Source organism: Rhizobium sp. L1K21 (assembly GCF_024055895.1).
Classification (GTDB): domain Bacteria; phylum Pseudomonadota; class Alphaproteobacteria; order Rhizobiales; family Rhizobiaceae; genus Ensifer_A.
Map to the genome: position 1 here is coordinate 1,761,162 of NZ_JAMXLE010000001.1, position 26,857 is coordinate 1,788,018.

Genomic DNA, 26,857 nt, shown 5'->3' on the forward strand with positions numbered 1-26,857 from the left:
CGGAAGCATCTTCTTAACGATTTCCGTTTACGTTTTTGATCGCGCGCGTAATCGGGGTAGGCAATAGTAATGCGTATGGACGTGAAATCGTCGCCGGACAAGATTATTGTCGATAAGACAAAGCACCATCGCAACAGCGAGGTGTTGAAGGCTGTCCGCTCGACCCGTTCCCGCCTGCAGAATGGCGGCGACGGACTGTCGCATTTCGAGCACGAATTCATCGAACTTTATCTCGATTCGGCCCTGCAGAGTGCTGCAGCCATTCCGCTTCTCGTTGGATTGATCACCCTGGCCGGATTTTGGCTTGGCACGTCCACCGGACATTTCCAGTGGGCGCTCTTCACCCTCACGTTGCATGCGCTCCATGTTTTCGCAATCAGAGCAATCAAGTCCGGAAAAGCGGTAACACAGGATAATGCGCGCAGCTGGATTTGGCGTCTCAATCTCATGCAGACCGCCATGGGCATCTGTTGGGCGCTCTTTGCTCTGCAAGCTTGCACGAACTGTGTTCCCATGGCCTTCACGGCCTATAAGGGTGCTTCCCTGCTTGTTGCACTGGCGGCAAGCGCGATGTCGGCCTTCATGTTGCGCGGCGCGGTACTTTCAATCTTCGTGCCGACTGTGGCCGCACTGACATTTCAAACATGGCTCAGCCAGAATGCGCTGGATATGGGTCTCGTTGCCACTCTGGCCACCACCGCCACGTTTTTTGTTTATGTCACCGGAAGGCTGCAGCGTTCCGGTCGCCAGATCATGTCCTTCCGGTCCGAGAAAGACGATCTGATTGCCGAACTCGAGGTTGCCAAGGCGGTTTCAGATGAGGCACGTCGGCGCGCCGAGGATGCCAACCTCGCCAAATCCCGCTTCCTGGCCTCCATGAGCCACGAATTGCGCACGCCGCTGAATGCCATTCTCGGCTTTTCGGAAGTCATGTCGAACGAAGTCATGGGACCGCTCAACAACCCGATGTACAAGGAATATGCAAACGACATCAACAATTCGGGCAAGCACCTCCTGAATCTCATCAACGAGATTCTCGATCTTTCCCGCATCGAGGCCGGACGCTACGAACTGCAGGAAACCGCCGTATCGCTCACGGATGTGGCCGAAGACTGCATCGGCATGGTTCAACTGAAAGCCAACAACAAGAGCATCCGCATCAACGAACAGTTTGAACCGGGCATGCCCGCTGTCTGGGCCGACGAAAAATCGATGCGCCAGATCGTGCTCAACCTGCTCTCCAATGCCGTGAAATTCACCCCGCAATCCGGTGAGATCACCGTCAAGGTCGGCTGGACGGCCGGTGGCGGGCAGTATGTCTCGATCAAGGACAATGGCCCCGGCATATCGGAAGACGAAATTCCTGTTGTGCTCTCCGCATTTGGTCAGGGTTCCATCGCCATCAAGAGCGCAGAACAGGGAACTGGCCTCGGTCTGCCGATCGTCCAGGCGCTTCTGGCTAAACATGGCGGTGATTTTGTCCTCAAATCAAAGCTGCGCGAAGGCACAGAGGTCATCGCCATCCTGCCGGCCAAACGCGTTCTCCAGAGCGTGGCGGCAGTCGAAGAGGTTCGGGCCAACAAACGTCGAAACCCGACATTTGCCTGACCGACCTTCATGGCGAATATCTGCCGGCCTCGCCGCTAGAAGAAAAGCGCCCACAGAAAATAGATCGCATTCGCGCCGATCAGACAGGCCACGGCAAAGGAACCTAAATCCTTGGCGTGTTTGCCTGCCTTGGAATATTCCGGCGAGACACGGTCTACCAGCTCTTCAACAGCCGTATTCAGCGCCTCGACCGCAAAGAGGATCAGCATCAGCACGGTGAAGATCAGCAGGCGATCAAGCCCCACGCCCCAGAAGAGCAGGATGAGGAGACCGCCGAAAAAGGCGGCCAGTTCCTGGCGAAACGCAGATTCCTTGACCAGGCGCCAAAAGCCCTGCCACGAGTAGCGTGCCGCTGCGAGAAAATGTCTGAACCCGGTTTCTTTCTTGAAGGGTGGTTCATTGGGCTGGGTCATCGGGCCTAGTCCTTGTTGGAAACACCTGCGCTGTCAAAGGTCGCCATGCCGGTGTGGCAGGCAGCGGCAGCCTTGACAATGCCGGCGGCAAGCGCTGCCCCGGTCCCCTCGCCCAGCCGCATGCCGAGCGCCAGAAGCGGCGTCTTGCCGAGCTTTTCAATCGCGCGGATATGGCCGGGCTCAGCAGAAACATGACCGATCAGGCAGTGGTCAAGCGCGGACGGTTCAACGGCTTTCAATACCGCAGCGGCGGCTGTTGCCACATAACCGTCGATCAGCACTGGCACTTTCTGCATGCGTGCGGCCAGAATGGCACCGGCCATCGCTGCAATCTCGCGACCGCCGAGGCGGCGCAGGATTTCCAGGGGATCGTTGAGGTGATCCTTATGGAAGGCAACGGCCTTTTCCACAGCCTCAATCTTGCGCTTCAGGATCTCGCCTTCGGAGCCGGTCCCCGGTCCCACCCACTCCTGCGCTGTCCCACCATAGAGCGCATAGAAGATTGCCGCGGCAATCGTCGTATTGCCAATCCCCATTTCGCCGATGCAGAGCAGGTCCGTTCCACCAGCCAGTGCTTCCATGCCGAAGGCCATCGTGGCGGCGCAGTCGCGTTCGGAAAGGGCAGCTTCCCGGGTAATGTCTCCCGTCGGGATATCGAGCGCGAGATCGTAAATTTTCAGGCCGAGATCGTGCGTTGCGCAGATCTGGTTGATCGCGGCACCGCCGGCTGCAAAGTTTTCCACCATTTGTTTGGTCACTTCGGGCGGGAACGGTGTGACGCCATTTTTCGTCACCCCGTGATTGCCGGCAAAGATTGCCACAAGCGGGCGATTGACCGCCGGGGCCTTGCCGGTCCATGCGGCCAGCCACATGGCAATTTCCTCCAGACGTCCCAGCGCGCCTGGCGGTTTGGTCAATTGACTGTCACGGGCTCTTGCGGCGGCAAGTGCTGGGGTATCCGGGCCCGGAAGGTTCTTCAAGAGCGTGCGAAAATCGTCAAAGGGCATGCCTGTGGCGTTCATATGGCCAATCTTCCTGTCTTGGCGGCGCTTGTATTTTCACCGCGATTCAGCATTCTAGCGGGGCAGTATCAATGCCGCTTTCTATTGGCAGGCGCGGCGGAGAGCAACGTTAAAAACGGCGTTGCGGCAACTGGTAACGTCACAAGGGGGAGTGTGGAGGTTGAGCGGATATTTCGGCGACATCATCCGGGCCATGGGCTTCTTGAGCCGCATCCCCATGCCTTCGGGCTTTTTTGGCGAGGGTGCTTTCGATCTCACCCGCACGGTCAGGGCCTTTCCGGTCGCGGGCTTCATCATCAGCCTGCCGGCGGCCTTTGCCTTTTGGCTCTTTCTCATGAGCGATGCCAGCCCCCTGCTCTCGGCCTTTGTCGCTCTTGCCATACAAACGCTCATCACCGGCGCGCTGCATGAGGACGGGCTTGCCGATACCGCCGACGGGTTCTGGGGCGGGCGCGACAAGCAGCGTATTCTCGAGATCATGCATGACAGCCGCTCCGGGGCCTACGGCGTGGCCGGACTTATCCTGTCCTTCGGTCTGCGCGCCAGTGCACTCGCCTCCCTTGCCGAGCAGGTCTTGGCGGCAACAGCAACGCTCATTTTTCTGGCCGCGGAAATGCTCTCGCGTTTGGCCATGGTGGTTCATTGGTCACTGACCGTCCCCGCACGCAGCGACGGCGTTGCGGCGTCAGCTGGCCAACCGCAGAACGGTGCCGTAGCGCTTGCATCCTTCACCGGCGTCATCCTCGCTTTCCTTTTGTGCATTCCCGTCACCGGTCAGGTCACGACACTCCTTATGATCGCCGCTGCCTTTGCTGCTGCTTACGTTTTTTCCGGTCTTACAAAAGGCAAGATTGGCGGTCATACGGGCGATACGCTTGGTGCCTGCCAACAGCTTGCCGCAATTGCGGTGCTTCTGGTGGCTGCACTGCTTTCATAGAAGCTCGCCATGGAATCACCCTGTATCCTCGTCTGCTCGATTGATGACAAAACCGGATTCTGTTTTGGTTGCGGGCGCACGATTTCGGAAATCGGTTCGTGGGCGAGCCTCACTGATGCCGAACGGCGTGCGATCATGACAGTGTTGCCCGCCCGCATGGAGACTGTTGAGCGAAGACCGCGTCGTGAAACGAGGCGTCAACGCATCGCGCGCGAAAGGTCGGAGCAATGAACCCGCTCGTCCTCGTGCTTGGCATTCTCGGCGGCGGCCTGCTTCTGCTGATCATCAATCATAACGGTGGCCAGACTTTCGGCATGTCGAACGACGATTTTGCCGATGTCGTCTATCTGGTGCCGATTGCCGCGATCATCGGGGCGGGTATTCTCGCCTCGCGCGAGCGGCTCGGCCAAAACATCAAATATCTCGGCATCTGGACGCTGATCGCGCTGGTCCTCGTCACCGCCTATCTCTACCGCAACGACGCACGCGATGCGGGCATGCGGCTTGCCGCCGAACTTCTTCCCGGCAATCCTTTCGTTCTGACAACGGTGGACGGGCGCCAGGAGGTGGTGATCCGCAAGCGCCGAGACGGGCATTTCATGCTGGTGGCCGATATCGACAATCAGCCGGTGACCATGCTGGTCGATACCGGTGCCAGCCAGATCGCGCTCAGTTATGACGATGCAAAACGCATCGGTCTCAACCCCGATCAGCGGACATTCGATCAGCACATCCTGACTGCCAATGGCCCAGCGCTTGCGGCCAAGGCCACCGTCCCGCAAATTGCCATCGGTCCCATTGTGCGCAAGGATGTCGCCGTCAACATTGTTCCAGAAGGTGCCCTGCACCAAAGCCTTCTCGGCATGAACTTCCTGTCCAGCCTTTCATCCATCCGCATGGAGCCGGACGAGATGCGGCTTACGGATTAGATTGAATGATCCTCGCAACCGAGGCACAATCACCTACTCCCGTTGTTTTTTGATGCTTCGCCGAGGCGCATATCACTAATTTCAGCTAGTCAGTCTTTAAACACGGTTAATGAAGTCTTCTCCAATATCTGAAGTCGGAAATTCGGCATGAACGAGACCGAAAACAGCCGTTGGAGACGGAGCGTTTCCGCCCCGGCGATCATTGGAAGCCGACAAACAGGAAAGACTGACGATGAAACTCCATCGAGTTCTCGCATTGGCGCTTCTTTCGCACGGTGCTGCATTTCCGGCTTTTGGTGAAGAGGCTCATGTCGCGCACGCAACGGAATTCATGAACATGCAGGTCAAACCATGGCTGTCCGATCCGGTGGTCATCGATGCTATCCTCGCACAGAACCGAAATCACGCCGGCCTCAATCAAGCCGGAATTGAAGCTTTGGACGAGGCATGGCGCAAGGAAGTGCACGAAGGTCCGTCCGACATGATCAATGGCGTTCTCTCGACGGAGCTTTCGAAGTTCCTCATGGAGAAGCAGGAGGCCGCCGGCGGCACGATCACCGAAATCTTCGTCATGGATAACAGGGGCCTCAATGTCGGACAGAGCGAAATAACCTCGGATTACTGGCAAGGTGACGAGGCCAAATTCCAGAAAACGTTCGGCACGGGAACCGATGTGCTCTTTGTCGATCAAGCAGAGAAGGACGCATCCACCCAGCAGATTCAATCGCAGGTCTCGATGACGATTACCGACGCCGGCGGAACACCCATCGGCGCGATCACAGTGGGTATCCGCGTTGGCGCGCTTTGACTGCACGTAAAGACAGTCCGCAGGGTCAGGCCGTTCTAACCATTCCGCAACATGGATTCCGCCAGAGCCGGTGAGATTCGGTATATTGCCTTGAGCAATCTCGTCTTGCCCACCCAAATCTCCTCCCGCCCGCGGATCAGCCCCCGTATCACCTCTTTGGCGGCGGCGTCCGGGGTCAGCTTTCCCTTGCCCCTGCCCGCCGTCATGCCGGTTTCCACCAGCGCCATGATCACGTCAGTCACCTGGATGGTCGTTCCAGCGTCTTCCGCCTGATAGCGTAGGGCCTTCGTAAAGGCGCGCAGGCCTGCCTTGTTGGCGCAATAAACCGGCGCGGACTTCTTCGGCACAAGCCCGAGCGCGGAGGAGATATTGACGATTGCCGCCTGTGGCTCCTGCCGCAGAAGCGGGATCATCGCGGCGCATATATCGACAACGGCGTTGAAATTCACCTCCGTCTCGATGCGTGCGGTCTGCGCAATCGTGTCCGGGTCTGTTGAAAAGAAATCGATCTGCTCCTGAATGCCGGCATTGTTGATCACGACAGAGATGTCACTATGTTCATCGCGAATGCGCCGGCAAAGCGCGGTCACATCCTGTGGATTGGCAAAATCCGCCACAATGGCGCTCACCCGGCCCGGATGTTCAGCGCAGACAGCATCAAGCCGCGCGCGATTGCGCCCGCTGATCACCACGTTGGCACCCGCTGAAACCAACTCCGCCGTCAGCGCCCGGCCAATGCCTGCGCTACCGCCCGTCACCAATACCTTTCGACCTTCAAACCGCATGTGCTGCCTCGCTCTTTTCGAATTGCGCAAAACCGTCTTCGATTGCGGGAATGATCGCCACGACATCAAAATAGGGAACAGCGAAGAAAGGCGTGTCGCGCAGCCGTTCAATCGTGAAATAATAGTCGCCGAGGCTGCCTGTTTCGAAGACCGCCACATCGCTGCAAAAGGCGCTGAATGCTTCGGCGTCGAAGTGCCGATGGTTGACATTGAGTCCAGCCATCGCCGTTTCAAGCGCCTCACCGGCGATACGGCTGCGTTCGTCGCGTGTCAGCCGCAGCCATTCGGGCCTGGCCGTCAAAAGCATGAAGATCGTGTATTTTGCAGAAGGCATCAGCCGCTCCTTTGTTGCACTGGATTACGGCCAGGAGTATACGAGTAATAACTCACATTCTGGACTCGCATTCCATGTCGACCGACCGTGCTGCCATTCATCCGCGCAAAATGCCCGTTCAGCGGCGTTCCATGGCTGCCGTCGATGCCATTTACGAAGCCTCTGCTCGCATTTTGGAAGAGTCCGGATTGGCCGCGCTCAACACCAATCTTGCAGCCGAGCGCGCCGGTGTCAGCGTCGGCTCGCTCTACCAGTATTTTCCCTCCAAGGAGGCTATTCTGGCAGGCCTGCTTCACCGCAAGCGCCAAGAGCTTCTGGCCGATATGCGACGTGTGGCGGCAGATCATCGCGCACTTTCGCTTGAAACGGTTGTCGAACGCCTGCTCAATGCGGCCTTGCGCCATTATCTGGAGCGGCCTGTCCTTTCCAGAACACTGGAATATGCCGAAGCCTATCTGCCGCTTGATCAGGAGACGGCGCAGCTTAAGGCGGAAATCGGTGGCGAGATCGCAAAGGTTCTCGCCGACAGAGATATCGCCAATGCGACCCTTGCCGCGCGTGACATCGTCGGCATGGCGCGCGGCATGATGGATGCGTCCAGCCAGGCAGGCGACAGTGATGCGTCAGCCTTGATTACGCGCATTAAAGCGGCTGTCCTCGGCTATCTCGACCGCATGCGCGGTTAACGCCGGAGCGCCGATTTCTGGCCACGCGCTCCTGCCGCAACATCAACTCAGAACCTCGAAGTCCACATATATCAGCCATGTATGGGTCAAGATCGCGGCGAGCAGCACGAACCATTGATACCGCTCGTTTTTGATGCGGATCGCGGCGAGCATCAGGATGACCATGCCGATCTGGCGAACCGGATAGAGCACGCCCACCGTTCCGAAATACTCATAACCCTTCATCATCGTATCGGCGATATCGACGAGGAAGATCAGTGACAAAAGGCCGTATATCCAGCCCTTCCGTTCGTGAAAGTAGTCCTGATAGCCCTCATATTCCTCCATCTTGTCGGGATAGAGGATCTAGGAGACGAAGAAGAAAAGCGCGGCATAAAAGAGCACGAAGACATATTTGTCGAATGTCCAGCGCGGCAATTTCGCCAGCGAGAATTCAAACCACCAGAAATGAACGACCGCGAGAAAGAGAAATATGGTCCAGCCGATGTGGATGCCATAGACCTGATCACGCTTTGGATGCTGAACGAAACGCGCCGCGCCATTGAGAAGCCGTGCAATGCTGAGGCCGGTCACCATGCCGATGATGATTCGCACATGGGTAAATTCGGCAAGCGTTGAAGCAGCAGTTTCCATTATATCGTCCCCCGGAAGGGCCGCGCAGCGATGCAGTTGTGCCACTACATGCATTTCCCGCGGCCATGTCGAGACGATTTTAAGGCGCAAGGCTTAAGTTTTGCCAAAATTCTCGCGAACCAAAGTCCGATCTTTGCGTTGTCTACGCGTAATCCAGCTCTTTAAGGACTTTCAATGACTTTCACCCGACGCCACTTCATGCTTGCCGCACCTTTTGTTCTGTCCGGATGCGTTTCTGAGAGGCGTTCGGCACAGGTTGCGCCAAAGCCACGGGAAGACCCCTATTACCGCAACATGTATGCGGCCATCGAAACCGAACCATTTCCGGTTCCCGCCGTCGATCTCAGTTACATCAAACCAAAATTTTACCGGCAGCTCGTCAACTATCAGCCGATCAACGATGTCCCCGGCACCATTGTCGTCGATCCGTCGGAGCGGTTTGCTTATCTGCTGATGGACAATGGCCAATCACTTCGCTATGGCGTCGGTGTGGCGCGTGAGCAGGCATTCAGCCTCACAGGAGAAGCGCGCATTGCGCGCAAGGCGGCTTGGCCGTCCTGGCGCCCCACTCAGAGCATGATCAAACGTGAGCCAGACCGTTACGGTCCGCTGGCAGATGGTCTTCCGGGCGGCACGCAAAATCCGCTTGGCGCACGCGCCCTCTATCTCTACCGCAACGGCGAGGACACGCTTTACCGTCTGCATGGCACAATCGAGCCCTGGACCATCGGCACCATGGTGTCGTCCGGCTGCGTGCGCTTCCTCAATCAGGATATCATCGACCTCTACGATCGCGTTCCCGTCGGCACGCGTGTCGTCATTCTTCCAGCAAGCGGCCCGGTGGTCTGAGCCGGATCAAGAGCTCCAGGAATCAAGAAACCGCGCGAGATTTTCGCGCGGTTTCTCCATTCGATATGGTGGAACGCCCAATCTACCAAGTCGTCAGTTCAGGCAATCGCCGGCTTTCTTGTTTTGAAAACGATAAAGAGAAACAGCGCCAGCGAGAGAACGGTCAGGAAGGAGCCGGCAATGGCAAGCACTTCCGTCACTTCCCTGATGGCCAGCGCAATGCCCGGCACGATCAGCCACAGCCCGATTGTGGCAATGGCAAAGTGCACTTTGGCCAGCCCGCTTTCGCCCGCTTCCGGAACGAGATGATAGTAGATACCGAACATGCCCATCGTCACCCAGCCGATCAAGTTCAGGTGCGCATGCACCGGCGCGAACGAATGATCCTGGCTGGCAGACATTTCAATGCCCAAAATCATGCCCGCCAGCACATAGATGACGGCAGACACAAAGAATAAGAATGCGATTCCCCTCATTTCCCCCTCCCAGGGTGAACTCAACCAAGCGAATATATCAATTATCAATTCCCCATCAATATGTTGTTGCAGGGCCGCTGCTGAAGCGCCATCAGGGGCTATATCTTCCACTCAGACCGTGCGCCGCTGAGACGATGCAACATGCTGCGCACTCTGTGGAATAATCGGGCGCGTCCCCTCGCTTTTTACCCCTCAAATTTCAGATAGAGCCTCGCCGTCGGCATCATTTTCGAGACACGCTTTGCCAAGCCTCTGAAAATTGGGCGGTATTTTTTTCTCCCCGTTTTCCACAACCCCCACACAACATATTGGGCTTAGTAAATCTGTCACAAACTAGCCCTTGACCGAATCGGATCAAACGAACACCATGGTTTTTACGTTGCGGCGGCGGCGCGATCGGAAACGTTTAAAGGCCGGTCAATCACGAAAAAAGGGCGAACTCATCAAGAGGCGCATGCGCGGATGAACTGCGTGGTGCCAAGGGGTTTTTTCGTGTCTGCAATCCGCTGAAACGCATGTTTTGGGGCTGGCAATTTTAAGCTGTTAATACTATATTTAGTTATTTGCAGCGAACCTCTCCACAAGATACAGGAGAAGACCAAATGAGTCTCTCTCCTCAAAACAGGGACTGAGCTTTCGGCTGCGCGGGCAACCAACGTGGCCGGATCGGGGAAACTTGTGTCCGCCGTTTGGGTGGGCCGCGGCAACTTATAGGACAGATTAAAGATGCGCATTGAACGCCGTTTTACCAAAGCTGGACAGTCAGCCTACGCGGAAGTCGAATTCCGCAAGGCGATTTCCGAAATCCGTAATCCTGATGGTTCCATCGTCTTCCAGGCACCAGATATTGATGTGCCGGCCCAGTTCAGTCAGGTCGCGACCGATGTGCTCGCACAGAAATATTTCCGCAAGGCTGGCGTTCCCGCCGTTCTGAAGAAGGTCGAGGAAAATGATGTTCCCTCCTGGCTGTGGCGTTCGGTTGCAGACGAAAAGGCGCTGAAGAAGCTGCCCGAGGACGAGCGCTACGGTTCTGAAACCTCCGCCGCGCAGGTTTTTGATCGTCTGGCCGGTACCTGGACCTATTGGGGCTGGAAGGGCGGCTACTTCAATTCTGAAGACGATGCGCTCGCCTTCCGCGACGAGCTGGCTTACATGCTCGCCACCCAGCGCGTTGCGCCCAATTCCCCGCAGTGGTTCAACACCGGCCTTCATTGGGCCTATGGCATTGACGGTCCCGGCCAGGGCCATTTCTATGTCGATCCCTTTACCGGCAAACTGACCCAGTCCAAGAGCTCTTACGAGCATCCACAGCCGCATGCCTGCTTCATCCAGTCCGTTGAAGACGATCTGGTCAACGAAGGCGGCATCATGGATCTGTGGGTTCGTGAAGCGCGTCTGTTCAAATACGGCTCCGGCACGGGCTCCAACTTCTCCAACGTTCGTGGCGAAGGCGAAAAGCTTTCCGGCGGCGGCAAGTCGTCCGGCCTCATGTCCTTCCTCAAGATCGGCGACCGCGCAGCTGGCGCAATCAAGTCGGGCGGCACCACACGCCGTGCAGCCAAGATGGTTGTGGTCGATATCGACCACCCCGATATCGAGGACTATATCAACTGGAAGGTGAAGGAAGAGCAGAAGGTTGCCGCCCTCGTCACCGGTTCCAAGATCGTTGCGCAGCACCTGAAGGCCATCATGAAGGCCTGCGTGAACTGCGAAGCGGAAAACAACGCCTGCTTCGACCCGAACCAGAACCCGGCGCTGAAGCGCGAAATCCGCGCAGCCAAGAAAAATTCCGTTCCGGAAAACTACATCAAGCGCGTCATCCAGTTCGCCGAACAGGGTTTCAAGGATCTCGACTTCAAGACCTATGACACCGACTGGGATTCAGAAGCCTATCTCACCGTTTCCGGCCAGAATTCGAACAACTCGATTTCGGTCACCGACGACTTCCTGCGCGCTGTCGAAAATGACGGCACCTGGAATCTCACCGCCCGCAAGGACGGCAAGATCGTCAAGACGCTGAATGCACGTGCGCTGTGGGACAAGATTTCCTATGCCGCATGGGCGTCAGCTGATCCGGGCATCCATTTCAACACCACGATGAACGACTGGCACACGTCTCCTGCAGCGGGCCGCATCCGTGCGTCCAACCCCTGCTCGGAATACATGTTCCTCGACGACACGGCCTGCAACCTGGCCTCGCTGAACCTCATGCAGTTCAAGGACAAGGCCACAAAGAACATCAATATTGCTGATTACGAGCATGCCGTTCGTCTGTGGACCATTGTTCTCGAAATCTCCGTCATGATGGCGCAGTTCCCATCCAGGCAGATCGCGCAGCTCTCCTATGAGTACCGCACGCTCGGCCTCGGTTACGCCAATATCGGTGGCCTCCTCATGTCGTCGGGCATTCCGTACGATAGCGCTGAAGGCCGTGCGATTGCAGGTTCGCTCACCGCCATCATGACCGGCGTGGCTTACGCCACCTCTGCCGAAATGGCCGGCGAACTCGGCACCTTCCCCGGCTTTGAACCGAACCGCGACAACATGCTGCGTGTTATCCGCAACCACCGCCGTGCAGCCCATGGCGAGGCGAGCGGCTATGAGGGCCTTGCCGTCAATCCGGTTCCGCTCATCCATGCCGATTGCACCGACACCGACCTCGTCACCCATGCCAAGGCGGCCTGGGATCAGGCGCTGGAACTCGGCGAAAAGCACGGCTACCGCAATGCGCAGGTTTCCGTGATTGCGCCGACCGGCACGATCGGCCTCGTCATGGATTGCGACACGACCGGTATCGAGCCCGATTTCGCGCTCGTGAAGTTCAAGAAGCTTGCCGGTGGCGGTTACTTCAAGATCATCAACCGTGCGGTTCCCGAAGCGCTGCGTTCGCTCGGCTATTCTGAAAGCCAAATTGCCGAAATCGAAGCTTACGCTGTCGGTCACGGCAACATGAACCAGGCACCGGCGATCAACCCCGGCTCGCTGAAGGCCAAGGGCTTTTCCGATGAAAAGATCGAAGCGCTGAACGGCGCGATGAAGGCTGCCTTCGACATCAAGTTCGTCTTCAACCAGTGGACGCTCGGTGCCGACTTCCTGAAAGACACGCTGAAAGTCTCCGACGAGCAGCTGTCCGACATGTCCTTCAACCTTCTGGAGCATATCGGCTTCTCGAAGAAGGACATCGAGGCTGCCAATATCCACGTTTGCGGTGCCATGACGCTGGAAGGCGCGCCGGGCCTGAAGGACGAGCACCTGCCCGTCTTCGATTGCGCCAACCCCTGCGGCAAGATCGGCAAACGTTACCTCTCCGTTGAAAGCCACATCCGCATGATGGCGGCAGCCCAGCCGTTCATTTCGGGTGCGATTTCCAAGACCATCAACATGCCGAACGAGGCCACTGTTGATGAGTGCGGCGAAGCCTACATGCTCTCCTGGAAGCTCGGTCTGAAGGCCAATGCGCTTTACCGTGATGGCTCCAAGCTGTCCCAGCCGCTCAACGCCTCGCTCATCGAAGATGAGGATGATGAGGACGATATCATTGAGGAACTGGTTGCCGCCCCGACGGCTGCCCAGGCTGTCCAGGTGACCGAAAAGATCGTCGAGCGCATCGTTGAAAAGATCGTTCGCGACCGCGAAAAGCTGCCGAACCGCCGTCAGGGTTACACCCAGAAGGCTGTCGTTGGTGGTCACAAGGTCTATCTCCGCACGGGTGAATTCGGCGATGGCCGTCTCGGCGAAATCTTCATCGACATGCACAAGGAAGGTGCGGCTTTCCGTGCCATGATGAACAACTTCGCCATCGCCATCTCGCTTGGCCTGCAATATGGCGTGCCGCTGGAAGAATATGTGGAGGCGTTTACCTTCACCAAGTTCGAGCCGGCCGGCATGGTTCAGGGCAACGACGCGATCAAGTCGGCGACCTCCATCCTCGACTACGTGTTCCGTGAACTCGCCGTCTCCTACCTTGGCCGCAACGATCTGGCCCATGTGGACACGTCCGATTTCGGCAACACCGCACTCGGCAAGGGCATCAAGGAAGGCAAGACCAACCTGATCTCGACGGGCTGGACCCGCGGCCACAAGCCAACGGTCATCACCGGCGGCGCGCATGCGCCTCTGTCCGAGCCGAAGGGTTCGGCAACGGCAGCGCCGGCCACGGCCCGCGCCTCCAACGTGACGGCCTTCGGCGGCTCCGCTGCCGCCCGCAAGATCGAAGCCGTCGCGACAGCCGAAGAGGCCACCGCCTTCAAGCGGGACTATGAGGAACGCGCCGAAGAGTTCGCCGAGGAAATCGCCTCCGAAAACCAACAGGAAGTGACGGCCCTCTTCACCGACAAGGCCGCCGCAGACGCCTCACAAGCCAAAACCGACGCCAAAAAGCTAGAAGCCGACCGCAGGATGAAGTCAATCATGCAAGGCTACACCGGCAACATGTGCTCCGAGTGCCAGAACTTCACCATGGTGCGCAACGGGACTTGCGAAAAGTGCGATACCTGCGGTGCGACGAGTGGGTGCAGCTGAGTTTTACGCGGATAACGTGTGAAACCTGATTGGCAAGTTGAACGATTAGACTAAACTCTCCCCGCGGTGATTGGGTTCGCCGCGGGGAGATTGCTTTTGTGAGGTGAAATGTACCAGGTTCCGACAACATTTATTATAGGAGCTGGTGCCAGCTATGAAATCGGCATGCCACTTGGGGCCGAACTTAAATCAATCATAAAACGACTGCTAGATATCCGATACGAGTACGGACGCGAACAAATCAGCGGAGATCTTCAAATTACCGAAGCGCTGCGCAGGAAAACCGGTTTAGATACACGCGAGCAAGTAGATGAATTCAACCGCCACATCAGCGGAGCAAGGCACATCAAAGATGCCATTGATCAAGCAATTTCAATAGATAATTTTGTTGAGAACCAACAAGATGACGCAGTTGAAACAATGGCTAAACTGGCTATCGTCAAGGCCATTACGCAGGCGGAGAGCACTTCAGCGCTAGCTCCGCAAAATTCAGGTTCAAAACCAACAATTCGGTGGGGAACGCTCCAGCAGACTTGGTATGATGGTTTATTCAAGACCCTTTCCGAAGGCCTAGGCAAAAATAATATCTCCAATTTTTTCAACAACGTAACGTTCATAACATTCAATTATGATCGGTCATTGGAGTTCTTTTTGTATCACGCGATACAAAATTACTACGGGCTCGATTCAGCAGCGGCGGCAGACATTGTAAATTCTGCAACCTTCATCCACCCCTATGGCACTGTCGGATCGCTTCCCTGGCAGAATTCTCCGCACATAAAAAATGAATACGGCTGGCTAAACGCGGTCCACCTAGACGGTGCCTCACGACTAATAAGAACATTTTCAGAACAGATAGACGATCAGGATTCACTGGCGCAAATCCGTGACAAAATAAAGTCTTCTCGACAGCTAGTATTCTTGGGCATGGCCTTCCACGATGCTAATCTAGATATTCTAGAGCCCAGGGATCATACAGATATCCGAAGGATTTTGGGAACTGCACTCGGCATATCCGAAAGCGACATAAATGTAATAAAAACAAGATTGTCTCACAAGATTGTACAACGAAGTCAAAAAACGATGAAAGATCGAATTCTACTCGGATCGAGCTTGAAATGCGCTGACTTATTTTACGAATATTACCGCACTTTACGAGCACCGTGAATATTTTTGCCATGTTTGAAGGCAAGAATTCCAACCCAGCCCATTTTTTTGCAGTATTAAGATCCTCGGAAGACGAGGCTGGCCTCATACCAAACCCAACAAACCCGCCCTCGCCCTTCGAGACGCCGCCAAAGCGGCACCTCAGGGTGAGGGCTCACCATTGTGGCTGCCGCAAGCACGGCGTGGCTTTCTCCCCTTGGGGAGAAATGTCATGCACAGCATGACAATGAGGGGTTCCCACTGCACGGGCCTGAGAACCCCTCATCCGAATATATTGCTCCACACTTGCCGCCGCCAAACCGTTCCACTTGTGCCATCGGAGACCTCCGGCATGAACGCGCTACAACCCCAGCTCGCCCCCTGTGGGAGAGGATAGTAAGTCCGCGTGAAGCAATCGCTGAACGCTGGACGCACTTGGTGAGGGGTAAAGGTCAGAGTGCAAAATCAAATGCCCCTCACCAAGCGCGCCGACCAATCGCCTTTGGCTCTTGGGGCTTGCTATCCTCTCCCACAAGGGGAGAGGAAAAGGCCGCGCCATCAGCTCTCCTCCGTCATCCCGGACTTGATCTTGCATGACGGCGGGCGAAGCGAAAGCTCCCTCCAGCCTCACCCTGAGGTGGGAGCGTAGCGACCCTCGAAGGGCGACGCTGGCCCGATACTCTTGCAACAACCCGCCCTCGCCCTTCGAGACGCCGCCAAGGCGGCTCCTTGGGCCGTGAGGGCTGACCATTGAGGCTTCCGCAAGCCCGACCTGTTTTCTCCCCTTGGGGAGAAATGTCATGCGCAGCGTGACAATGAGGGGTTCCCACTGCGACTTCATGAGAACCCCTCATCCGACCCTTCGGCCCACCTTCTCCCCAAGGGGAGAAGACCAGGGGCAGCCCAAAACGGGGATAAACGCGACCCCCACGCAAATAAAAACAACCACATAACGCCATTTCATCCCCGCCCTCTCAAACCATGCTCATAATACCCCCGTCCCGCACGGATACACCACAGGGCGCTGTGGCGAGCGGGATCGGTTCTGGTGGTGGAGGGAAGACGTGAACCTTCGCCATTGGGTCCGTGAGACATGCATTCCCCTTGGGTCGGGTCTGATGGGTTCACACCAAACGGCCCTCGGTGTGCGCGCATGTCCCCCCTGCATTGCAGGGCGAAAGGCACATGCACCACCAAAAAGGCAAAGCCAAGCTTATCCGTGTTTGACCACGTCAAACGTGGGCGGCTTTGCGAAGTCCACGCAACCGTCGTGATCGCAAATGGTGCGGCGGGCAGAGATGCGGACGTCACGGGATCAACTGCGAAAGCGGGGCGCTTTGTGCGCATCATAAACTAACAACAATGTGGCGCACAAAACGCCCCATCCGATCCTGAATGGGTCGAAACGAGAAAATGCTGCGAAACCCGGAAGCGGAAAGCTTGCCGGGGTTGAGGTGCAGAAAAAGGGAAAGACGTTGTTTGACACCGCGCCAACCACAAACGCCGTCATCCTCGGGCTTGACCCGAGGATCCAGGCGCAAGTCCATCGGATGGCGCAAAGGCTGGATGGTCGGGTCAGGCCCGAGGATGACGGAAAGGAAGCCATTGACATGACAGAGAAATCCCCGCCAGACATTGACAGCATTCTACGCGCCATGGCGGATTTTTATGGGGCGCCGGTTGTCGATTGTCCGTTGCCGCGCTGCCGGCGGGCGCGTCGCTGCGCCGCTCAGATGAAGGCGACGGCACCACTTTGCACCTTGCCGCTTTGCGTCGACACATTGATCGAGGTGAACAGCACCGTCTTGTCGATGCTGAACGGCACCTACCGCGCCACGCCGGCCACCGATCCGGCAACACGGGACATCGAAACGGTCGCCATCAAGATCGCCAAAATGCGTGTGGCCCGCGGCGAAGCCGAGGGCCATGCGTTTCGCGCCTTTCTGCGGCGCTATCGTACGCCGATGATCAGCCCGGCTGAATTGGCCGCCTTCCGTGCGGAGGTCGCGGCAGAGCACGCCGCCACCCAGAAACTCATCAAAAGCTGGAAAGACTGATCGTGCTTCAGCCGAATTTCACATTCAGCGTCATCGGCACGGCCTTCAGCGCCTTGGACACCGGGCAGCCATCCTTGGTGGCTTCTGCCAGTTCCTTCAGCTTGGCCTCATCCATGCCGGCGATGACGGCGACGAGGTTGAGTTCGATATGGGTAATGGCAAAACCATCGCCCTGCTTGTCGAGCGACACGACAGCCTTTGTCTCGATCGTGTCGGCTTTCTGGCCGGCCTCTTCCACAGCCTTTGACAGCGCCATGGAAAAGCAGGCAGCATGGGCAGCACCGATCAGCTCTTCCGGGTTGGTTCCGGCCTTGTCCTCAAAACGGGTGTTGAAGCCATAAGGCTGATCCTTCATCGCGCCGCTTTCCAGCGAAACAAGTCCGCGACCGTCCTTCAGACCACCCGTCCAATGTGCCGAACCGTGTTTCTTGATCGCCATGAAAAATCTCCTTTTGCTTCTGAAAAATAGACGTCCGATATTTCAAACGCATGGGACGCATCCAGGTTCCTTGGCTCTTCAGCTCGAAGCATAATCTTGTCGATCCTCGCTTCACTCCGGTCGGATGATGCTCTGGCATTCGCGCCTCTGGCCGCGAACGAAAAAACCGGCGCAGAACGCCGGTTTCGAGAGGCTTGTTTGAATTTTTTGCTCAGGCGGCGCGGCCCTGATGGTGAGCAATGTCGTGTTGTGCCAGCTGGAACTTGGCGAGCAGCCGGCGCAAGGTTTCAGCCTCACCGGCCAGCGCGCTCGAGGCCGCGGTCGATTCCTCCACCATGGCAGCGTTCTGCTGGGTCGACTGGTCCATGTGGTTGACGGCGGTATTGACCTCGCCAAGCCCCGTGGCCTGTTCGCGCGCAGCAATGGCAATCGCATCCACATGCGCATTGATATCGACGATAAAGCCGCCGATCTCCGTCAGTGCGGCTCCTGCGTCGCGCACCAGTTTGACGCCGGTTCCCACCTCGCTGGAGGAGTTTTCGATCAGCGTCTTGATTTCCTTGGCGGCGGCAGCCGAACGTTGCGCCAGTTCGCGCACCTCCTGGGCAACCACGGCAAAGCCCTTCCCGGCCTCGCCGGCGCGGGCGGCTTCCACGCCCGCATTGAGCGCCAGAAGGTTGGTCTGGAAGGCAATTTCGTCAATCACGCTGATAATGTTGACGATGCGGCCGGCGCTGTCTTCGATGCGGCCCATGGCCTGTTCAGCCTGCATGACGATTTCGGCCGATTGGTTGGCCGACTGGTTGGCGCGTGCTGCAATGCCGCGGGCCTCCTGTGTGCGCTCGCTCGATTGGCGCACATTGGCCGTCACTTCATCCAGCGCGGCTGCCGTTTCTTCCAGCGATGCAGCCTGCTGCTCGGTGCGGCGGGAAAGATCGCCTGCACTTTCGGCAATGCTGCGGCTGCCATAATCCACATCCTCCACCACCTGGGCAATTTCGGCCAGCGTTTCGCTGAGCTGCCGCACGGAGGTGTTGAAGTCGGCGCGCAGCGCCTCAAATTCGGGTGCAAAGCGTTCGGTGATCTGGAAGCTCAGATCGCCGGACGCCAGCCGGTTCAAAGCTGCGGCAAGGCCGGAGGTCGCCTCGCTCAAACGGGCCTCGGCGCGGGCCTCAGCCTCCTGTTGGTCGGCAATGCGGGCGGCTTCGGCACGTTTGCGGTTTTCCTCGGCTTCCGCTTCAAGCCGCTTGTTGGTCAAGGCTGCCTGACGGAATACCTCGACAGCGCCGGCCATGGCGCCGATCTCGTCGGAGCGGCCGGAAAAGGGGATTTCCAGATGCGTGTCGCCATCGGCAAGCTTGCGCATGGAGGCGGTAATGCGAATGATCGGCATGCCGATGCCGCGCACTGCGAAAATGCCGGCGGCCAGCGCCACCAGAGCGGCCAGACCCGCCAGCGCGTAACCCAGTTTTTCACTTTGAACGATCAGGTCCTGAACCTCGGCGCCGTCGGCTTTTGCGCCGCTGCCGTTGAGCGCGATGATCTCCCCGGTGATCTTGCCGATCGTGTTGCCGATACTGCTGGTGCTGGCCAGATACTGGCGCGCCTGGGCATCCTTGCCGATGGAGGAATAAAACAGCAGCGTCTTGCCCATCTTGTTATAGGCGGCAAGCTGCACCTGCAGGTCATCGAGAAGCTTCTGCTCGGCCTCGGTGCTGACCGTCGCGGTATAGGCGGCAATCACCTGCTGGAGGTGGTCGTTGGCGCTCGCCACATCCTTCTCGGCAGCTTTTTTGCCCGCGGCGTCTTCTGCCAAAAGATTCTTGGCATAGGCCTCACGCAACGCTCGCACCGCTATGTCAATGTCCTTAGACAGGGCAATACTGGGCATCCAGCTGTCGATAATCTGGGCGTTGCGGCTTCCGATCTCCTTGAATGCCGCCACGGACACCCATGTTCCTGCCGCAGAGACGGCAACCAGAATGCCGATCGTTGCGATCAAGGACACGCCGATTCCAGGCCGACGAAATTTCAAGACGGGACGCCGAAAACGAAGAGCCAGACGCGCCATGATACCCCCAAAGATAAATAGTACTATTGTCGAAGATTTTAGTGAAAAGGCGTTAACAGTCTCTTTCACCTCCATCGTGCGGCAGGATACCGTTTTGCATGGACAATGGGCGGCAGATCGTGAATTCAGCTGGCTTGCGCCTGTTGATCCGTTCAATTCCCCCTCGCACTTCCAGGCTGCATGCGTTATAGCCCTCCTCAAAGCTTTCTCCACGCGACTGAACCGGACACCATGCATATTCCCAATCATCAGCCCATCACCCCGGAACTCATTGCAGCCCACGGCCTGAAGCCCGATGAATATGAGCGCATTCTGGCGCTGATCGGGCGTGAACCGTCCTTTACAGAGCTTGGCATTTTTTCCGCGATGTGGAACGAGCACTGCTCGTATAAATCCTCCAAGAAGTGGCTGAAGACACTCCCGACAAAGGGTCCGCGGGTGATCCAGGGGCCTGGCGAAAATGCCGGTGTGGTGGATATCGATGATGGCGACGTGGTTGTCTTCAAGATGGAAAGCCATAACCACCCCTCCTATATCGAGCCCTATCAGGGTGCTGCGACCGGCGTCGGGGGAATTTTGCGCGACGTCTTCACCATGGGCGCACGCCCGATTGCGGCCATGAACGCGCTGCGCTTCGGCGCGCCGGACCATCCTAAAACCAAGCATCTCGTTTCCGGCGTCGTGTCCGGTGTCGGCGGCTATGGCAATTCGTTTGGCGTGCCGACTGTCGGCGGCGAAGTGGAGTTCGACGCCCGCTACAATGGCAATATTCTCGTCAACGCTTTTGCAGCAGGCCTTGCCAAGGCTGACGGCATCTTTCTCTCCGAAGCCAAGGGTGTTGGCCTGCCGGTCGTTTATCTCGGGGCCAAGACAGGCCGTGACGGTGTTGGTGGCGCGACCATGGCCTCTGCCGAGTTCGACGAAACGATTGAGGAAAAGCGTCCCACCGTCCAGGTCGGCGACCCCTTTACCGAAAAGTGCCTCTTGGAAGCCTGCCTTGAGCTGATGGCCACAGGCGCCGTGATCGCAATCCAGGACATGGGCGCTGCGGGCCTCACCTGCTCTGCCGTCGAAATGGGTGCCAAGGGCGATCTCGGTATCGAGTTGAACCTTGATCAGGTTCCGGTGCGCGAAGAGATGATGACGGCTTACGAAATGATGCTGTCGGAAAGCCAGGAGCGCATGCTCATGGTTCTCGAACCCTCCAAGGAAGAGGTCGCCAAGGCCATCTTCGTCAAATGGGGTCTGGATTTCGCCATTGTCGGCAAAACCACGGACGACCTGCGTTTTCGCGTCCTTCATCAAGGCGAAGAGGTTGCGAACCTGCCGATCAAGGAACTGGGCGACGAAGCGCCCGAATATGATCGCCCCTGGAAGGAGCCCGGCAAATATCCGCCCATGGAAGCGCATCAGTTTCCGGTGCCGTCCGATTACAATATTGCGCTTTTGAACCTTGTTGGTTCGCCCAATCAGTCGTCGCGCCGCTGGGTATACGAGCAATATGACACGCTGATCCAGGGCAATTCGCTGCAATTGCCGGGCGGCGATGCGGGTGTTGTGCGCGTCGATACGCATCCTACCAAGGCGCTCGCCTTCTCTTCTGATGTAACCCCGCGCTATGTGGAAGCCGACCCTTACGAGGGCGGCAAGCAGGCGGTTGCCGAGTGCTGGCGCAACATCACGGCCACCGGCGCGCTGCCGCTGGCAGCCACCGACAACCTCAACTTCGGCAATCCGGAAAAGCCGGAGATCATGGGCCAGTTCGTGATGGCGATCAAAGGCATTGGCGAGGCCTGCGAGGCGCTGGAATTCCCCATCGTTTCGGGCAACGTGTCGCTTTACAATGAGACCTTCGGCGAAGCGATCCTGCCGACGCCGACGATTGCCGGTGTCGGACTGATGAGCGACTGGTCAAAGATGGCGCGCATCGGTTCTGCCAATGAGGGCGATGAAATCATCCTGATCGGGCTTGATGGCGCGCATCTTGGCCAGTCCATCTATGCCCGCGATATTCTGGGCATGCGCGAGGGCCCTGCCCCGGAGGTCGATCTCTTTGCCGAACGCCGCAATGGCGATTTCGTGCGGGGACTTATCCAGAACGATCTGGTTTCTTCCGTCCACGACATTTCCTCTGGCGGTTTGGCGTTGGCGCTGGCCGAAATGGCCATCGCGTCAAACAAGGGTGCGGAGATTTCGCTTTCCGATGCAAACGGTCTGCCGCATGCCAACCTGTTTGGCGAAGATCAGGCACGCTATGTCATTACGGTCGCATCCGATATGGCCGGCTTCATCTGCGGCAATGCAGAGGGTGCCGGCGTGCCGTTCCGGCGGCTGGGCAAGGTCTCAGGCCATGCGCTGGTGGTGGATGACCTGATCTCCGTCACAATTGAGGAATTGCGCAACGCCCATGAATCGTGGTTTCCTCAGTTCATGGAAGGCGGCGAAGCGCTCGCCGCCGCCGAATAACAGGGCAATTGGAGTAACACCTTCATGGCAATGAAGCCTGGTGAAATCGAAGAACTGATCAAAGCCGGAATCCCCGGTGCACATGTCAAGATTCGCGACCTGGCCGGCGACGGCGACCACTATGCGGCCGAAGTCGTGGCCGAGGCTTTCCGCGGCAAGTCCCGCGTTCAACAGCATCAGATGGTCTATGATGCGCTGAAGGGCAATATGGGCGGCGTGCTGCATGCACTCGCATTGCAAACGTCTGTTCCTGAGCAGGCCTGATCCGAAATGGCCAAAGGCTTGATGGGTGAGTTGATGGACACCGTCGTCAAGGGTGTCGTCAACTCCATCACACGCGAAGTCAGCCGCGAAATCAGCGATACGATCACTGACAAACTCGGTCTTCCCAAACGCAGGCGGCGCAGAAAAACGACAAGCCGCACGACGCGCAAAAAGACCACGGCCCGCAAACCCACTGCGCGCACGAAAACCACCCGCACCCGTTCGACCCGCCGTTCCTCGGCAGCCAAACGCCGGAAAACCTGACGCCCGTCAGCCCGCGAGCCAATTGCGGAATGTGTTCAATTCTTTTGACTTTTCGCTTTGCGGGTTGCGCTGCAGGCGAAAAACACCTCTACTGTTTCCATCACGGTCGGATGGTTGGATAAAACCTCTTTTATCCCCATCGCGGCCTGATCCCTGCACAGGAGGACACTATGAATCTAATCAAAACCGCAAAATCTTTCGCGCTCGGCGCCATCACAGCCGCCGGCGTTTCGTTTGGTGCACAGGCCCAGGATATCCAGTTTTTCACCATCGGCACCGGCGGAACCGGCGCGACCTATTATCCGGTCGGCGGTGTGATCGCCAATGCGATTTCCAAGCCGCCGGGCTCTCGTCCCTGCGATGAAGGCGGCAGCTGCGGCGTGGATGGCCTGATTGCGTCCGCGGTTTCGTCTCGCGGCTCGGTCGATAATATCAACGCCATCGTTTCCGGCCTGCGCAATTCGGGCTTTGCACAGTCTGACGTTGCCTATTGGGCCTATTCCGGCACCGGCACGATGGAAGGCAAACCACCGGCAGAAGACCTGCGCGCCATTGCAGCCCTCTTCCCGGAACATATCCACCTCGTTGCGTCTGCCGAGAGCGGCATCAATTCCGTCGCAGACCTGAAGGGCAAGCGCGTTTCACTCGACGAGCCGGGTTCCGGCACCTATGTTGATGCCAAGCTTATTCTCGAGGCCGCCGGCCTTTCCGAGTCCGATATCGAAGTCGAAGCCCTGAAGCCTGATGCCTCTTCCGATGCGCTGCGCAACGGCAAGCTGGACGCTTTCTTCTTCGTTGGCGGTTATCCGACAGGTGCCATTGTCGAGCTTGCATCCTCGGCACCGATCAAGCTTGTTCCCATCGACGGTGCGAGCGCGGAAGCCCTGACCAGCAAATACAACTTCTTCTCCGTCAGCGATATTCCCGGTGGCACCTATGAGGGTGTGGACGGTGATGTTTCGACCGTGGCGGTCGGCGCGCAGTGGCTCACCAGCGCCAAGGCCGACGACACGCTGATCTACAACATCACCAAGGCGCTGTGGAACGAAAACACCCGCAAGCTGCTTGACGGCGGCCATGCCAAGGGCAAGGTCATCACGCTTGACAGCGCGCTTGACGGTCTCGGCGTTCCGCTGCATGCGGGTGCTGAGAAGTTCTACAAGGAAGCTGGCGTACTCAAGTAAGCCAACACTTTGAAAAACAGGCCCGGCGGTTCCATTCGCCGGGCTTGATGCATTGGGGAAATAACGGATAAATATAATGGCAGACCTTGAGCCGGAGCGCACGCTCACAGCCGCCGAGCTGGAAGAAATTGAACGCAAATACGACCCGGAAACGGCCGTTCGCACATTCGGCCCGATCATGGGCTTTGTCGTTTCGGCCATTCTGGTCGCCATGTCCTGCTATCATTTTTATGCCTCCGGCTTTGGCAATGTGCCAGAGCTTCTTCACCGCGGCATTCACCTCTCCTTTGTGCTTGGGCTCACATTTCTGCTTTTCCCGTTCAAGCGCGCCACCGCGCCCGGTATTGCACCATCGGCATGGTACCGATTCGATGGGGTGGCGATCCCCGATATCATTTTCAGCATTCTCGCCGTTGCTGCAGCGATCTATCTGCCGCTCCTGCCGCCGGCCGTTGTGGCTGAGCGCGTCGGCAATCCGTCACAGTCGGATATTCTACTCGGCACCGCACTTGTCGTGATCACGCTTGAAGCCGCGCGCCGCTCGATTGGCCCCACACTTCCGATCATTTCCCTCATCTTCATCGGCTTTGCGATTTTCGGACCCTATATGCCTGGTGCATTGAAACATGGGGGCGCCAGCTGGCTTGCCCTCATCAATCACCTCTACATGACCAATCAGGGCATTTACGGCGTGGCGATTGGCGTCATGGCGCAATATGTGTTCCTGTTCATCCTGTTTGGGGTTCTGGCAACCCGCATCGGGCTGGGGCAGCTTTTCATTGATCTCGCCATGGTTCTGGCAGGCCGCTATTCGGGTGGACCCGCCAAGGTCGCGATTTTCGCCTCTGCCTTTATGGGTTCCATTTCCGGCTCGTCCATCGCCAATACGGTGACCACCGGCGCGCTCACCATTCCAGCCATGAAGCGCATCGGTTATCCGCCGCATTTCGCCGGCGCTGTGGAAGCCACCTCATCAACGGGCGGGCAGATCACTCCGCCGGTGCTGGGAGCTGCCGCCTTCATCATGGTGGAATATCTGCAGGTGCCGCTGCGCGATATTCTCGCTGCCGCCCTCATTCCGGCTGCCCTGCACTATTTCGGCATTTTCATCATGGTGCATCTGGAAGCCAAAAAGCTCGGCCTGCGCGGTCTGCGCAAGGATGAGATGCCGGATATTGTTCTCGTCCTGAAGGAAAACTGGCTTTCGCTCGTCCCGCTCATCCTTCTCGTCTATTTCATTCTCGCCGGCCGGACGCCGGATTTTGCCGCCGTCTACGGTATTATCGCCTGTGTCGTTGTCGGCTTCCTCAAGCCGCATAACCGGCTGACGTTGCGCGACCTTTGGCATGCGCTGGGCGATGGCGCCAAAAACACGATTGCCGTTGGTGCGGCGGCTGCCTGCGTCGGCATCATCGTCGGCATTGTCACGCTCACCGGCGTCGGATTCCGTCTCGGCTATATGGTCGTGCAGACCGCGTCCGATGTCGGCGGGCTCTTCTCGTCCATTTGGCCGTTGAGCTATATTGCGCTGGAACAGTGGACGCTGTTCTTCTCGCTGGTGCTGATTGCCTTTGCCTGCATCATCATGGGTGCGGGCATTCCCACCACCGCCACCTATATCATCCTGGTCGCGGTGGCCGGCCCAGCGCTCCAGCAGCTTCAGGTTCAGCAGCTGGTGGCGCATTTCTTCGTGTTCTTCTACGGGGTGCTGGCCGATATCACGCCGCCCGTGGCGCTTGCGGCCTATGCAGCGGCGGGTATTGCGGGCGCAAACCCGTTTACCACCGGCAATGCCGCCTTCCGACTCGGCATCGCCAAGGCGCTGGTGCCATTCGTCTTCGTCTACTCGCCATCATTGCTTCTGGTGGCCGACGGCTTCACCTGGCCGTCCTTCTTTATCACGCTGATTGGTGCCGCCTCCGGAATCGCGCTGATCGGCATTGCCTTTTCAGGTTATCTGTTCGGCAAGATCAGCTACTGGCAGCGGATATGGATTGGCCTCACATCCTTCCTCTTCATCGCGCCGGGTCTGGAGACGATGGCCATTGGCGCATTGCTGTTTGCGCCTGTGCTGGTGATGCAGCTCAGGGGCGGCAAGACCGCCGCCTGAGTGTCAGGAGACAGGTTTCAGCCTTGAACGCGTGGCACCAGCTTGCGGTAGAGGTGCCAGGTTGCGTGGCCGAGGATCGGCATGGTGATGGCCAAACCTGCCAGGAACGGGATCATGCCAACCACCAACAGGGCCGATACGATTGCGCCCCAGGCGATGACCGGAACCGGATTTTTCAAAGTCGCGCGCACCGAGGTGGCGATGGCTGCGACCGCGCCGACATCCCGCTCCAGAAGCAGGGGAAACGCAACGACGCTGGTTGCCAGCACCAGCAGCGCAAAACAAGCGCCGATCAGATCGCCGACGATCATCATCTGCCAACCGGTTTCGGTGTAGAATACATTGTTGACGAAGGTCTGCAGCGTCAGGCCTTCTTCCAGGCCAAAGCGGGCTTCGTAAAGCCCTCTTGCCACCAGAAGCCAGGCGAGAAAGACGGCGAAGAGATAGCTTGCCATCGCGATAATGGACAGGAAGGCGGGTGTGTGCCGCACCTCCAGCGCCTGGCGCCAATGCGGCTCTTTGCCCGCCTCGATCTGCCGGCTCATGTCATAAAGACCGATGGCAATCAGGGGTCCGAGCAGCGCAAAACCGGATATCAGCGGAAAGATAAGCGGCAGCAGGTTCTGCCCAGCACTCCAGCTGATCATCAGCGCGCCGGCCACGGGATATATCATGCACAGGAAAACGTAGTGCGAGGGTTTGCGCAGGAAATCCTCAACACCGAGCGTTAATGCCTCGTAAACGTCGCGAAGCGAAATTCTGGCGACTTCGGGTTGCTCCAAAGCGCCAGCTTCATTCGTCAATATATGAAAACCAGCCATAACGTCCTCCCATCAGGCAGTTATCGGATGGGAG

The 26,857-nt window shown here is 57.7% G+C and carries 25 protein-coding genes; 15 read left to right on the forward strand and 10 right to left on the reverse strand.

Translation table 11 applies throughout. The features are described from left to right. The first annotated feature begins 69 nt into the window (after positions 1-69). On the forward strand, positions 70-1,608 hold the full coding sequence (locus NHF56_RS08410) for a HAMP domain-containing sensor histidine kinase (protein WP_252803319.1): 1,539 nt from the start codon (positions 70-72) through the stop codon (positions 1,606-1,608). Between the two features lie 35 nt (positions 1,609-1,643). On the opposite strand, the gene NHF56_RS08415 is transcribed toward NHF56_RS08410, so the two are convergent. Both NHF56_RS08415 and cobT read right to left on the reverse strand, forming a co-directional pair. After that, positions 1,644-2,021: a diacylglycerol kinase gene (locus NHF56_RS08415; protein ID WP_252803321.1), complete on the reverse strand. Its 378-nt coding sequence runs from the start codon at positions 2,019-2,021 to the stop codon at positions 1,644-1,646. A 5-nt stretch (positions 2,022-2,026) separates the two neighbouring features. Continuing rightward, the gene (gene cobT, locus NHF56_RS08420; RefSeq protein WP_252803323.1) at positions 2,027-3,043 is read right to left on the reverse strand and encodes a nicotinate-nucleotide--dimethylbenzimidazole phosphoribosyltransferase; all 1,017 of its coding nucleotides are present in this window, start codon (positions 3,041-3,043) and stop codon (positions 2,027-2,029) included. 151 nt (positions 3,044-3,194) lie between these two features. On the opposite strand from cobT, the gene NHF56_RS08425 reads away from it, so the two are divergent. The 4 genes from NHF56_RS08425 (at position 3,195) to NHF56_RS08440 (ending at position 5,717) form a co-directional block, all read left to right on the forward strand. After that, positions 3,195-3,980, forward strand: coding sequence for an adenosylcobinamide-GDP ribazoletransferase (locus tag NHF56_RS08425; RefSeq protein ID WP_373456266.1), 786 nt, complete (start codon positions 3,195-3,197; stop codon positions 3,978-3,980). A gap of 9 nt (positions 3,981-3,989) precedes the next feature. Continuing rightward, positions 3,990-4,211, forward strand: coding sequence for a DUF1289 domain-containing protein (locus tag NHF56_RS08430; RefSeq protein WP_252803327.1), 222 nt, complete (start codon positions 3,990-3,992; stop codon positions 4,209-4,211). After that, positions 4,208-4,909, forward strand: coding sequence for a TIGR02281 family clan AA aspartic protease (locus tag NHF56_RS08435; RefSeq protein WP_252803329.1), 702 nt, complete (start codon positions 4,208-4,210; stop codon positions 4,907-4,909). The genes NHF56_RS08430 and NHF56_RS08435 overlap by 4 nt, the downstream gene beginning before the upstream one ends. 232 nt (positions 4,910-5,141) lie before the next feature. Then, complete coding sequence (locus NHF56_RS08440; protein WP_252803331.1) at positions 5,142-5,717, forward strand: hypothetical protein; 576 nt, start codon at positions 5,142-5,144, stop codon at positions 5,715-5,717. 35 nt (positions 5,718-5,752) lie between these two features. Here the strand turns inward: NHF56_RS08440 and NHF56_RS08445 are convergent, their stop codons facing one another. After that, positions 5,753-6,502: an SDR family oxidoreductase gene (locus tag NHF56_RS08445; RefSeq protein WP_252803333.1), complete on the reverse strand. Its 750-nt coding sequence runs from the start codon at positions 6,500-6,502 to the stop codon at positions 5,753-5,755. Then, entirely contained in the window at positions 6,492-6,836 is a 345-nt protein-coding gene (locus tag NHF56_RS08450) for a darcynin family protein (RefSeq protein WP_252803335.1), read from the reverse strand. The genes NHF56_RS08445 and NHF56_RS08450 overlap by 11 nt, the downstream gene beginning before the upstream one ends. Before the next feature lie 74 nt (positions 6,837-6,910). Here NHF56_RS08450 and NHF56_RS08455 point away from each other — a divergent pair, with 74 nt between their 5' ends. Continuing rightward, complete coding sequence (locus NHF56_RS08455; protein WP_252803337.1) at positions 6,911-7,522, forward strand: TetR/AcrR family transcriptional regulator; 612 nt, start codon at positions 6,911-6,913, stop codon at positions 7,520-7,522. Between the two features lie 42 nt (positions 7,523-7,564). Here the strand turns inward: NHF56_RS08455 and NHF56_RS08460 are convergent, their stop codons facing one another. Beyond that, on the reverse strand, positions 7,565-7,849 hold the full coding sequence (locus NHF56_RS08460; protein ID WP_252803339.1) for a hypothetical protein: 285 nt from the start codon (positions 7,847-7,849) through the stop codon (positions 7,565-7,567). A gap of 18 nt (positions 7,850-7,867) precedes the next feature. Then, positions 7,868-8,155 (reverse strand): hypothetical protein, encoded by a 288-nt coding sequence (locus tag NHF56_RS08465; protein ID WP_252803341.1) that lies wholly within the window; start codon positions 8,153-8,155, stop codon positions 7,868-7,870. Between the two features lie 174 nt (positions 8,156-8,329). Here NHF56_RS08465 and NHF56_RS08470 point away from each other — a divergent pair, with 174 nt between their 5' ends. Then, positions 8,330-9,004 (forward strand): L,D-transpeptidase, encoded by a 675-nt coding sequence (locus NHF56_RS08470; protein ID WP_252803343.1) that lies wholly within the window; start codon positions 8,330-8,332, stop codon positions 9,002-9,004. A gap of 98 nt (positions 9,005-9,102) precedes the next feature. Here NHF56_RS08470 and NHF56_RS08475 read toward each other — a convergent pair whose 3' ends face one another. After that, the gene (locus NHF56_RS08475) at positions 9,103-9,480 is read right to left on the reverse strand and encodes a cbb3-type cytochrome c oxidase subunit I (RefSeq protein ID WP_252803345.1); all 378 of its coding nucleotides are present in this window, start codon (positions 9,478-9,480) and stop codon (positions 9,103-9,105) included. 726 nt (positions 9,481-10,206) lie between these two features. Between NHF56_RS08475 and NHF56_RS08480 the strand changes: the two genes are divergently transcribed. From NHF56_RS08480 to NHF56_RS08490, 3 genes are all read left to right on the forward strand, one after another. Next, positions 10,207-14,001, forward strand: a complete 3,795-nt coding sequence (locus NHF56_RS08480) for a vitamin B12-dependent ribonucleotide reductase (RefSeq protein WP_252803347.1) — start codon at positions 10,207-10,209, stop codon at positions 13,999-14,001. A gap of 108 nt (positions 14,002-14,109) precedes the next feature. Next, the gene (locus NHF56_RS08485) at positions 14,110-15,168 is read left to right on the forward strand and encodes a hypothetical protein (protein WP_252803349.1); all 1,059 of its coding nucleotides are present in this window, start codon (positions 14,110-14,112) and stop codon (positions 15,166-15,168) included. 1,589 nt (positions 15,169-16,757) lie between these two features. After that, positions 16,758-17,204: a hypothetical protein gene (locus tag NHF56_RS08490; protein ID WP_252803351.1), complete on the forward strand. Its 447-nt coding sequence runs from the start codon at positions 16,758-16,760 to the stop codon at positions 17,202-17,204. Positions 17,205-17,211: 7 nt separating this feature from the next. Here NHF56_RS08490 and NHF56_RS08495 read toward each other — a convergent pair whose 3' ends face one another. Both NHF56_RS08495 and NHF56_RS08500 read right to left on the reverse strand, forming a co-directional pair. Continuing rightward, complete coding sequence (locus tag NHF56_RS08495; RefSeq protein WP_252803353.1) at positions 17,212-17,643, reverse strand: OsmC family protein; 432 nt, start codon at positions 17,641-17,643, stop codon at positions 17,212-17,214. Between the two features lie 211 nt (positions 17,644-17,854). After that, positions 17,855-19,651: a methyl-accepting chemotaxis protein gene (locus tag NHF56_RS08500; RefSeq protein WP_252803356.1), complete on the reverse strand. Its 1,797-nt coding sequence runs from the start codon at positions 19,649-19,651 to the stop codon at positions 17,855-17,857. 294 nt (positions 19,652-19,945) lie between these two features. Here NHF56_RS08500 and purL point away from each other — a divergent pair, with 294 nt between their 5' ends. The 5 genes from purL to NHF56_RS08525 all read left to right on the forward strand — a co-directional run bounded on the left by purL (position 19,946) and on the right by NHF56_RS08525 (position 26,002). Further along, positions 19,946-22,180 (forward strand): phosphoribosylformylglycinamidine synthase subunit PurL, encoded by a 2,235-nt coding sequence (gene purL / locus NHF56_RS08505; protein WP_252803358.1) that lies wholly within the window; start codon positions 19,946-19,948, stop codon positions 22,178-22,180. Between the two features lie 24 nt (positions 22,181-22,204). After that, positions 22,205-22,444, forward strand: a complete 240-nt coding sequence (locus NHF56_RS08510; RefSeq protein ID WP_252803360.1) for a BolA family protein — start codon at positions 22,205-22,207, stop codon at positions 22,442-22,444. A 6-nt stretch (positions 22,445-22,450) separates the two neighbouring features. Continuing rightward, complete coding sequence (locus NHF56_RS08515) at positions 22,451-22,708, forward strand: hypothetical protein (RefSeq protein ID WP_252803361.1); 258 nt, start codon at positions 22,451-22,453, stop codon at positions 22,706-22,708. A 170-nt stretch (positions 22,709-22,878) separates the two neighbouring features. Next, positions 22,879-23,892: a TAXI family TRAP transporter solute-binding subunit gene (locus NHF56_RS08520; RefSeq protein WP_252803363.1), complete on the forward strand. Its 1,014-nt coding sequence runs from the start codon at positions 22,879-22,881 to the stop codon at positions 23,890-23,892. Between the two features lie 76 nt (positions 23,893-23,968). Next, positions 23,969-26,002 (forward strand): TRAP transporter permease, encoded by a 2,034-nt coding sequence (locus tag NHF56_RS08525; RefSeq protein ID WP_252803365.1) that lies wholly within the window; start codon positions 23,969-23,971, stop codon positions 26,000-26,002. 17 nt (positions 26,003-26,019) lie between these two features. Here NHF56_RS08525 and NHF56_RS08530 read toward each other — a convergent pair whose 3' ends face one another. Beyond that, positions 26,020-26,823 carry a DUF2189 domain-containing protein gene (locus tag NHF56_RS08530; RefSeq protein ID WP_252803368.1) on the reverse strand — a complete coding sequence of 268 codons (804 nt, stop codon included), beginning with the start codon at positions 26,821-26,823 and terminating at the stop codon, positions 26,020-26,022. Between the last annotated feature and the right edge of the window lie 34 nt (positions 26,824-26,857).

Coding starts and splice junctions, on each gene's coding strand:
- NHF56_RS08510 (WP_252803360.1), top strand. CDS start 22,205: ATGGCAATGAAGCCTGGTGAAATCGAAGAACTGATCAAAGCCGGAATC.
- cobT (WP_252803323.1), bottom strand. CDS start 3,043: ATGAACGCCACAGGCATGCCCTTTGACGATTTTCGCACGCTCTTGAAG.
- NHF56_RS08430 (WP_252803327.1), top strand. CDS start 3,990: ATGGAATCACCCTGTATCCTCGTCTGCTCGATTGATGACAAAACCGGA.
- NHF56_RS08525 (WP_252803365.1), top strand. CDS start 23,969: ATGGCAGACCTTGAGCCGGAGCGCACGCTCACAGCCGCCGAGCTGGAA.
- NHF56_RS08470 (WP_252803343.1), top strand. CDS start 8,330: ATGACTTTCACCCGACGCCACTTCATGCTTGCCGCACCTTTTGTTCTG.
- NHF56_RS08480 (WP_252803347.1), top strand. CDS start 10,207: ATGCGCATTGAACGCCGTTTTACCAAAGCTGGACAGTCAGCCTACGCG.
- NHF56_RS08455 (WP_252803337.1), top strand. CDS start 6,911: ATGTCGACCGACCGTGCTGCCATTCATCCGCGCAAAATGCCCGTTCAG.
- NHF56_RS08410 (WP_252803319.1), top strand. CDS start 70: ATGCGTATGGACGTGAAATCGTCGCCGGACAAGATTATTGTCGATAAG.
- NHF56_RS08465 (WP_252803341.1), bottom strand. CDS start 8,155: ATGGAAACTGCTGCTTCAACGCTTGCCGAATTTACCCATGTGCGAATC.
- NHF56_RS08530 (WP_252803368.1), bottom strand. CDS start 26,823: ATGGCTGGTTTTCATATATTGACGAATGAAGCTGGCGCTTTGGAGCAA.
- NHF56_RS08450 (WP_252803335.1), bottom strand. CDS start 6,836: ATGCCTTCTGCAAAATACACGATCTTCATGCTTTTGACGGCCAGGCCC.
- NHF56_RS08475 (WP_252803345.1), bottom strand. CDS start 9,480: ATGAGGGGAATCGCATTCTTATTCTTTGTGTCTGCCGTCATCTATGTG.
- NHF56_RS08495 (WP_252803353.1), bottom strand. CDS start 17,643: ATGGCGATCAAGAAACACGGTTCGGCACATTGGACGGGTGGTCTGAAG.
- NHF56_RS08440 (WP_252803331.1), top strand. CDS start 5,142: ATGAAACTCCATCGAGTTCTCGCATTGGCGCTTCTTTCGCACGGTGCT.
- purL (WP_252803358.1), top strand. CDS start 19,946: ATGCATATTCCCAATCATCAGCCCATCACCCCGGAACTCATTGCAGCC.
- NHF56_RS08490 (WP_252803351.1), top strand. CDS start 16,758: ATGACAGAGAAATCCCCGCCAGACATTGACAGCATTCTACGCGCCATG.
- NHF56_RS08435 (WP_252803329.1), top strand. CDS start 4,208: ATGAACCCGCTCGTCCTCGTGCTTGGCATTCTCGGCGGCGGCCTGCTT.
- NHF56_RS08415 (WP_252803321.1), bottom strand. CDS start 2,021: ATGACCCAGCCCAATGAACCACCCTTCAAGAAAGAAACCGGGTTCAGA.
- NHF56_RS08485 (WP_252803349.1), top strand. CDS start 14,110: ATGTACCAGGTTCCGACAACATTTATTATAGGAGCTGGTGCCAGCTAT.
- NHF56_RS08520 (WP_252803363.1), top strand. CDS start 22,879: ATGAATCTAATCAAAACCGCAAAATCTTTCGCGCTCGGCGCCATCACA.
- NHF56_RS08460 (WP_252803339.1), bottom strand. CDS start 7,849: ATGGAGGAATATGAGGGCTATCAGGACTACTTTCACGAACGGAAGGGC.
- NHF56_RS08515 (WP_252803361.1), top strand. CDS start 22,451: ATGGCCAAAGGCTTGATGGGTGAGTTGATGGACACCGTCGTCAAGGGT.
- NHF56_RS08445 (WP_252803333.1), bottom strand. CDS start 6,502: ATGCGGTTTGAAGGTCGAAAGGTATTGGTGACGGGCGGTAGCGCAGGC.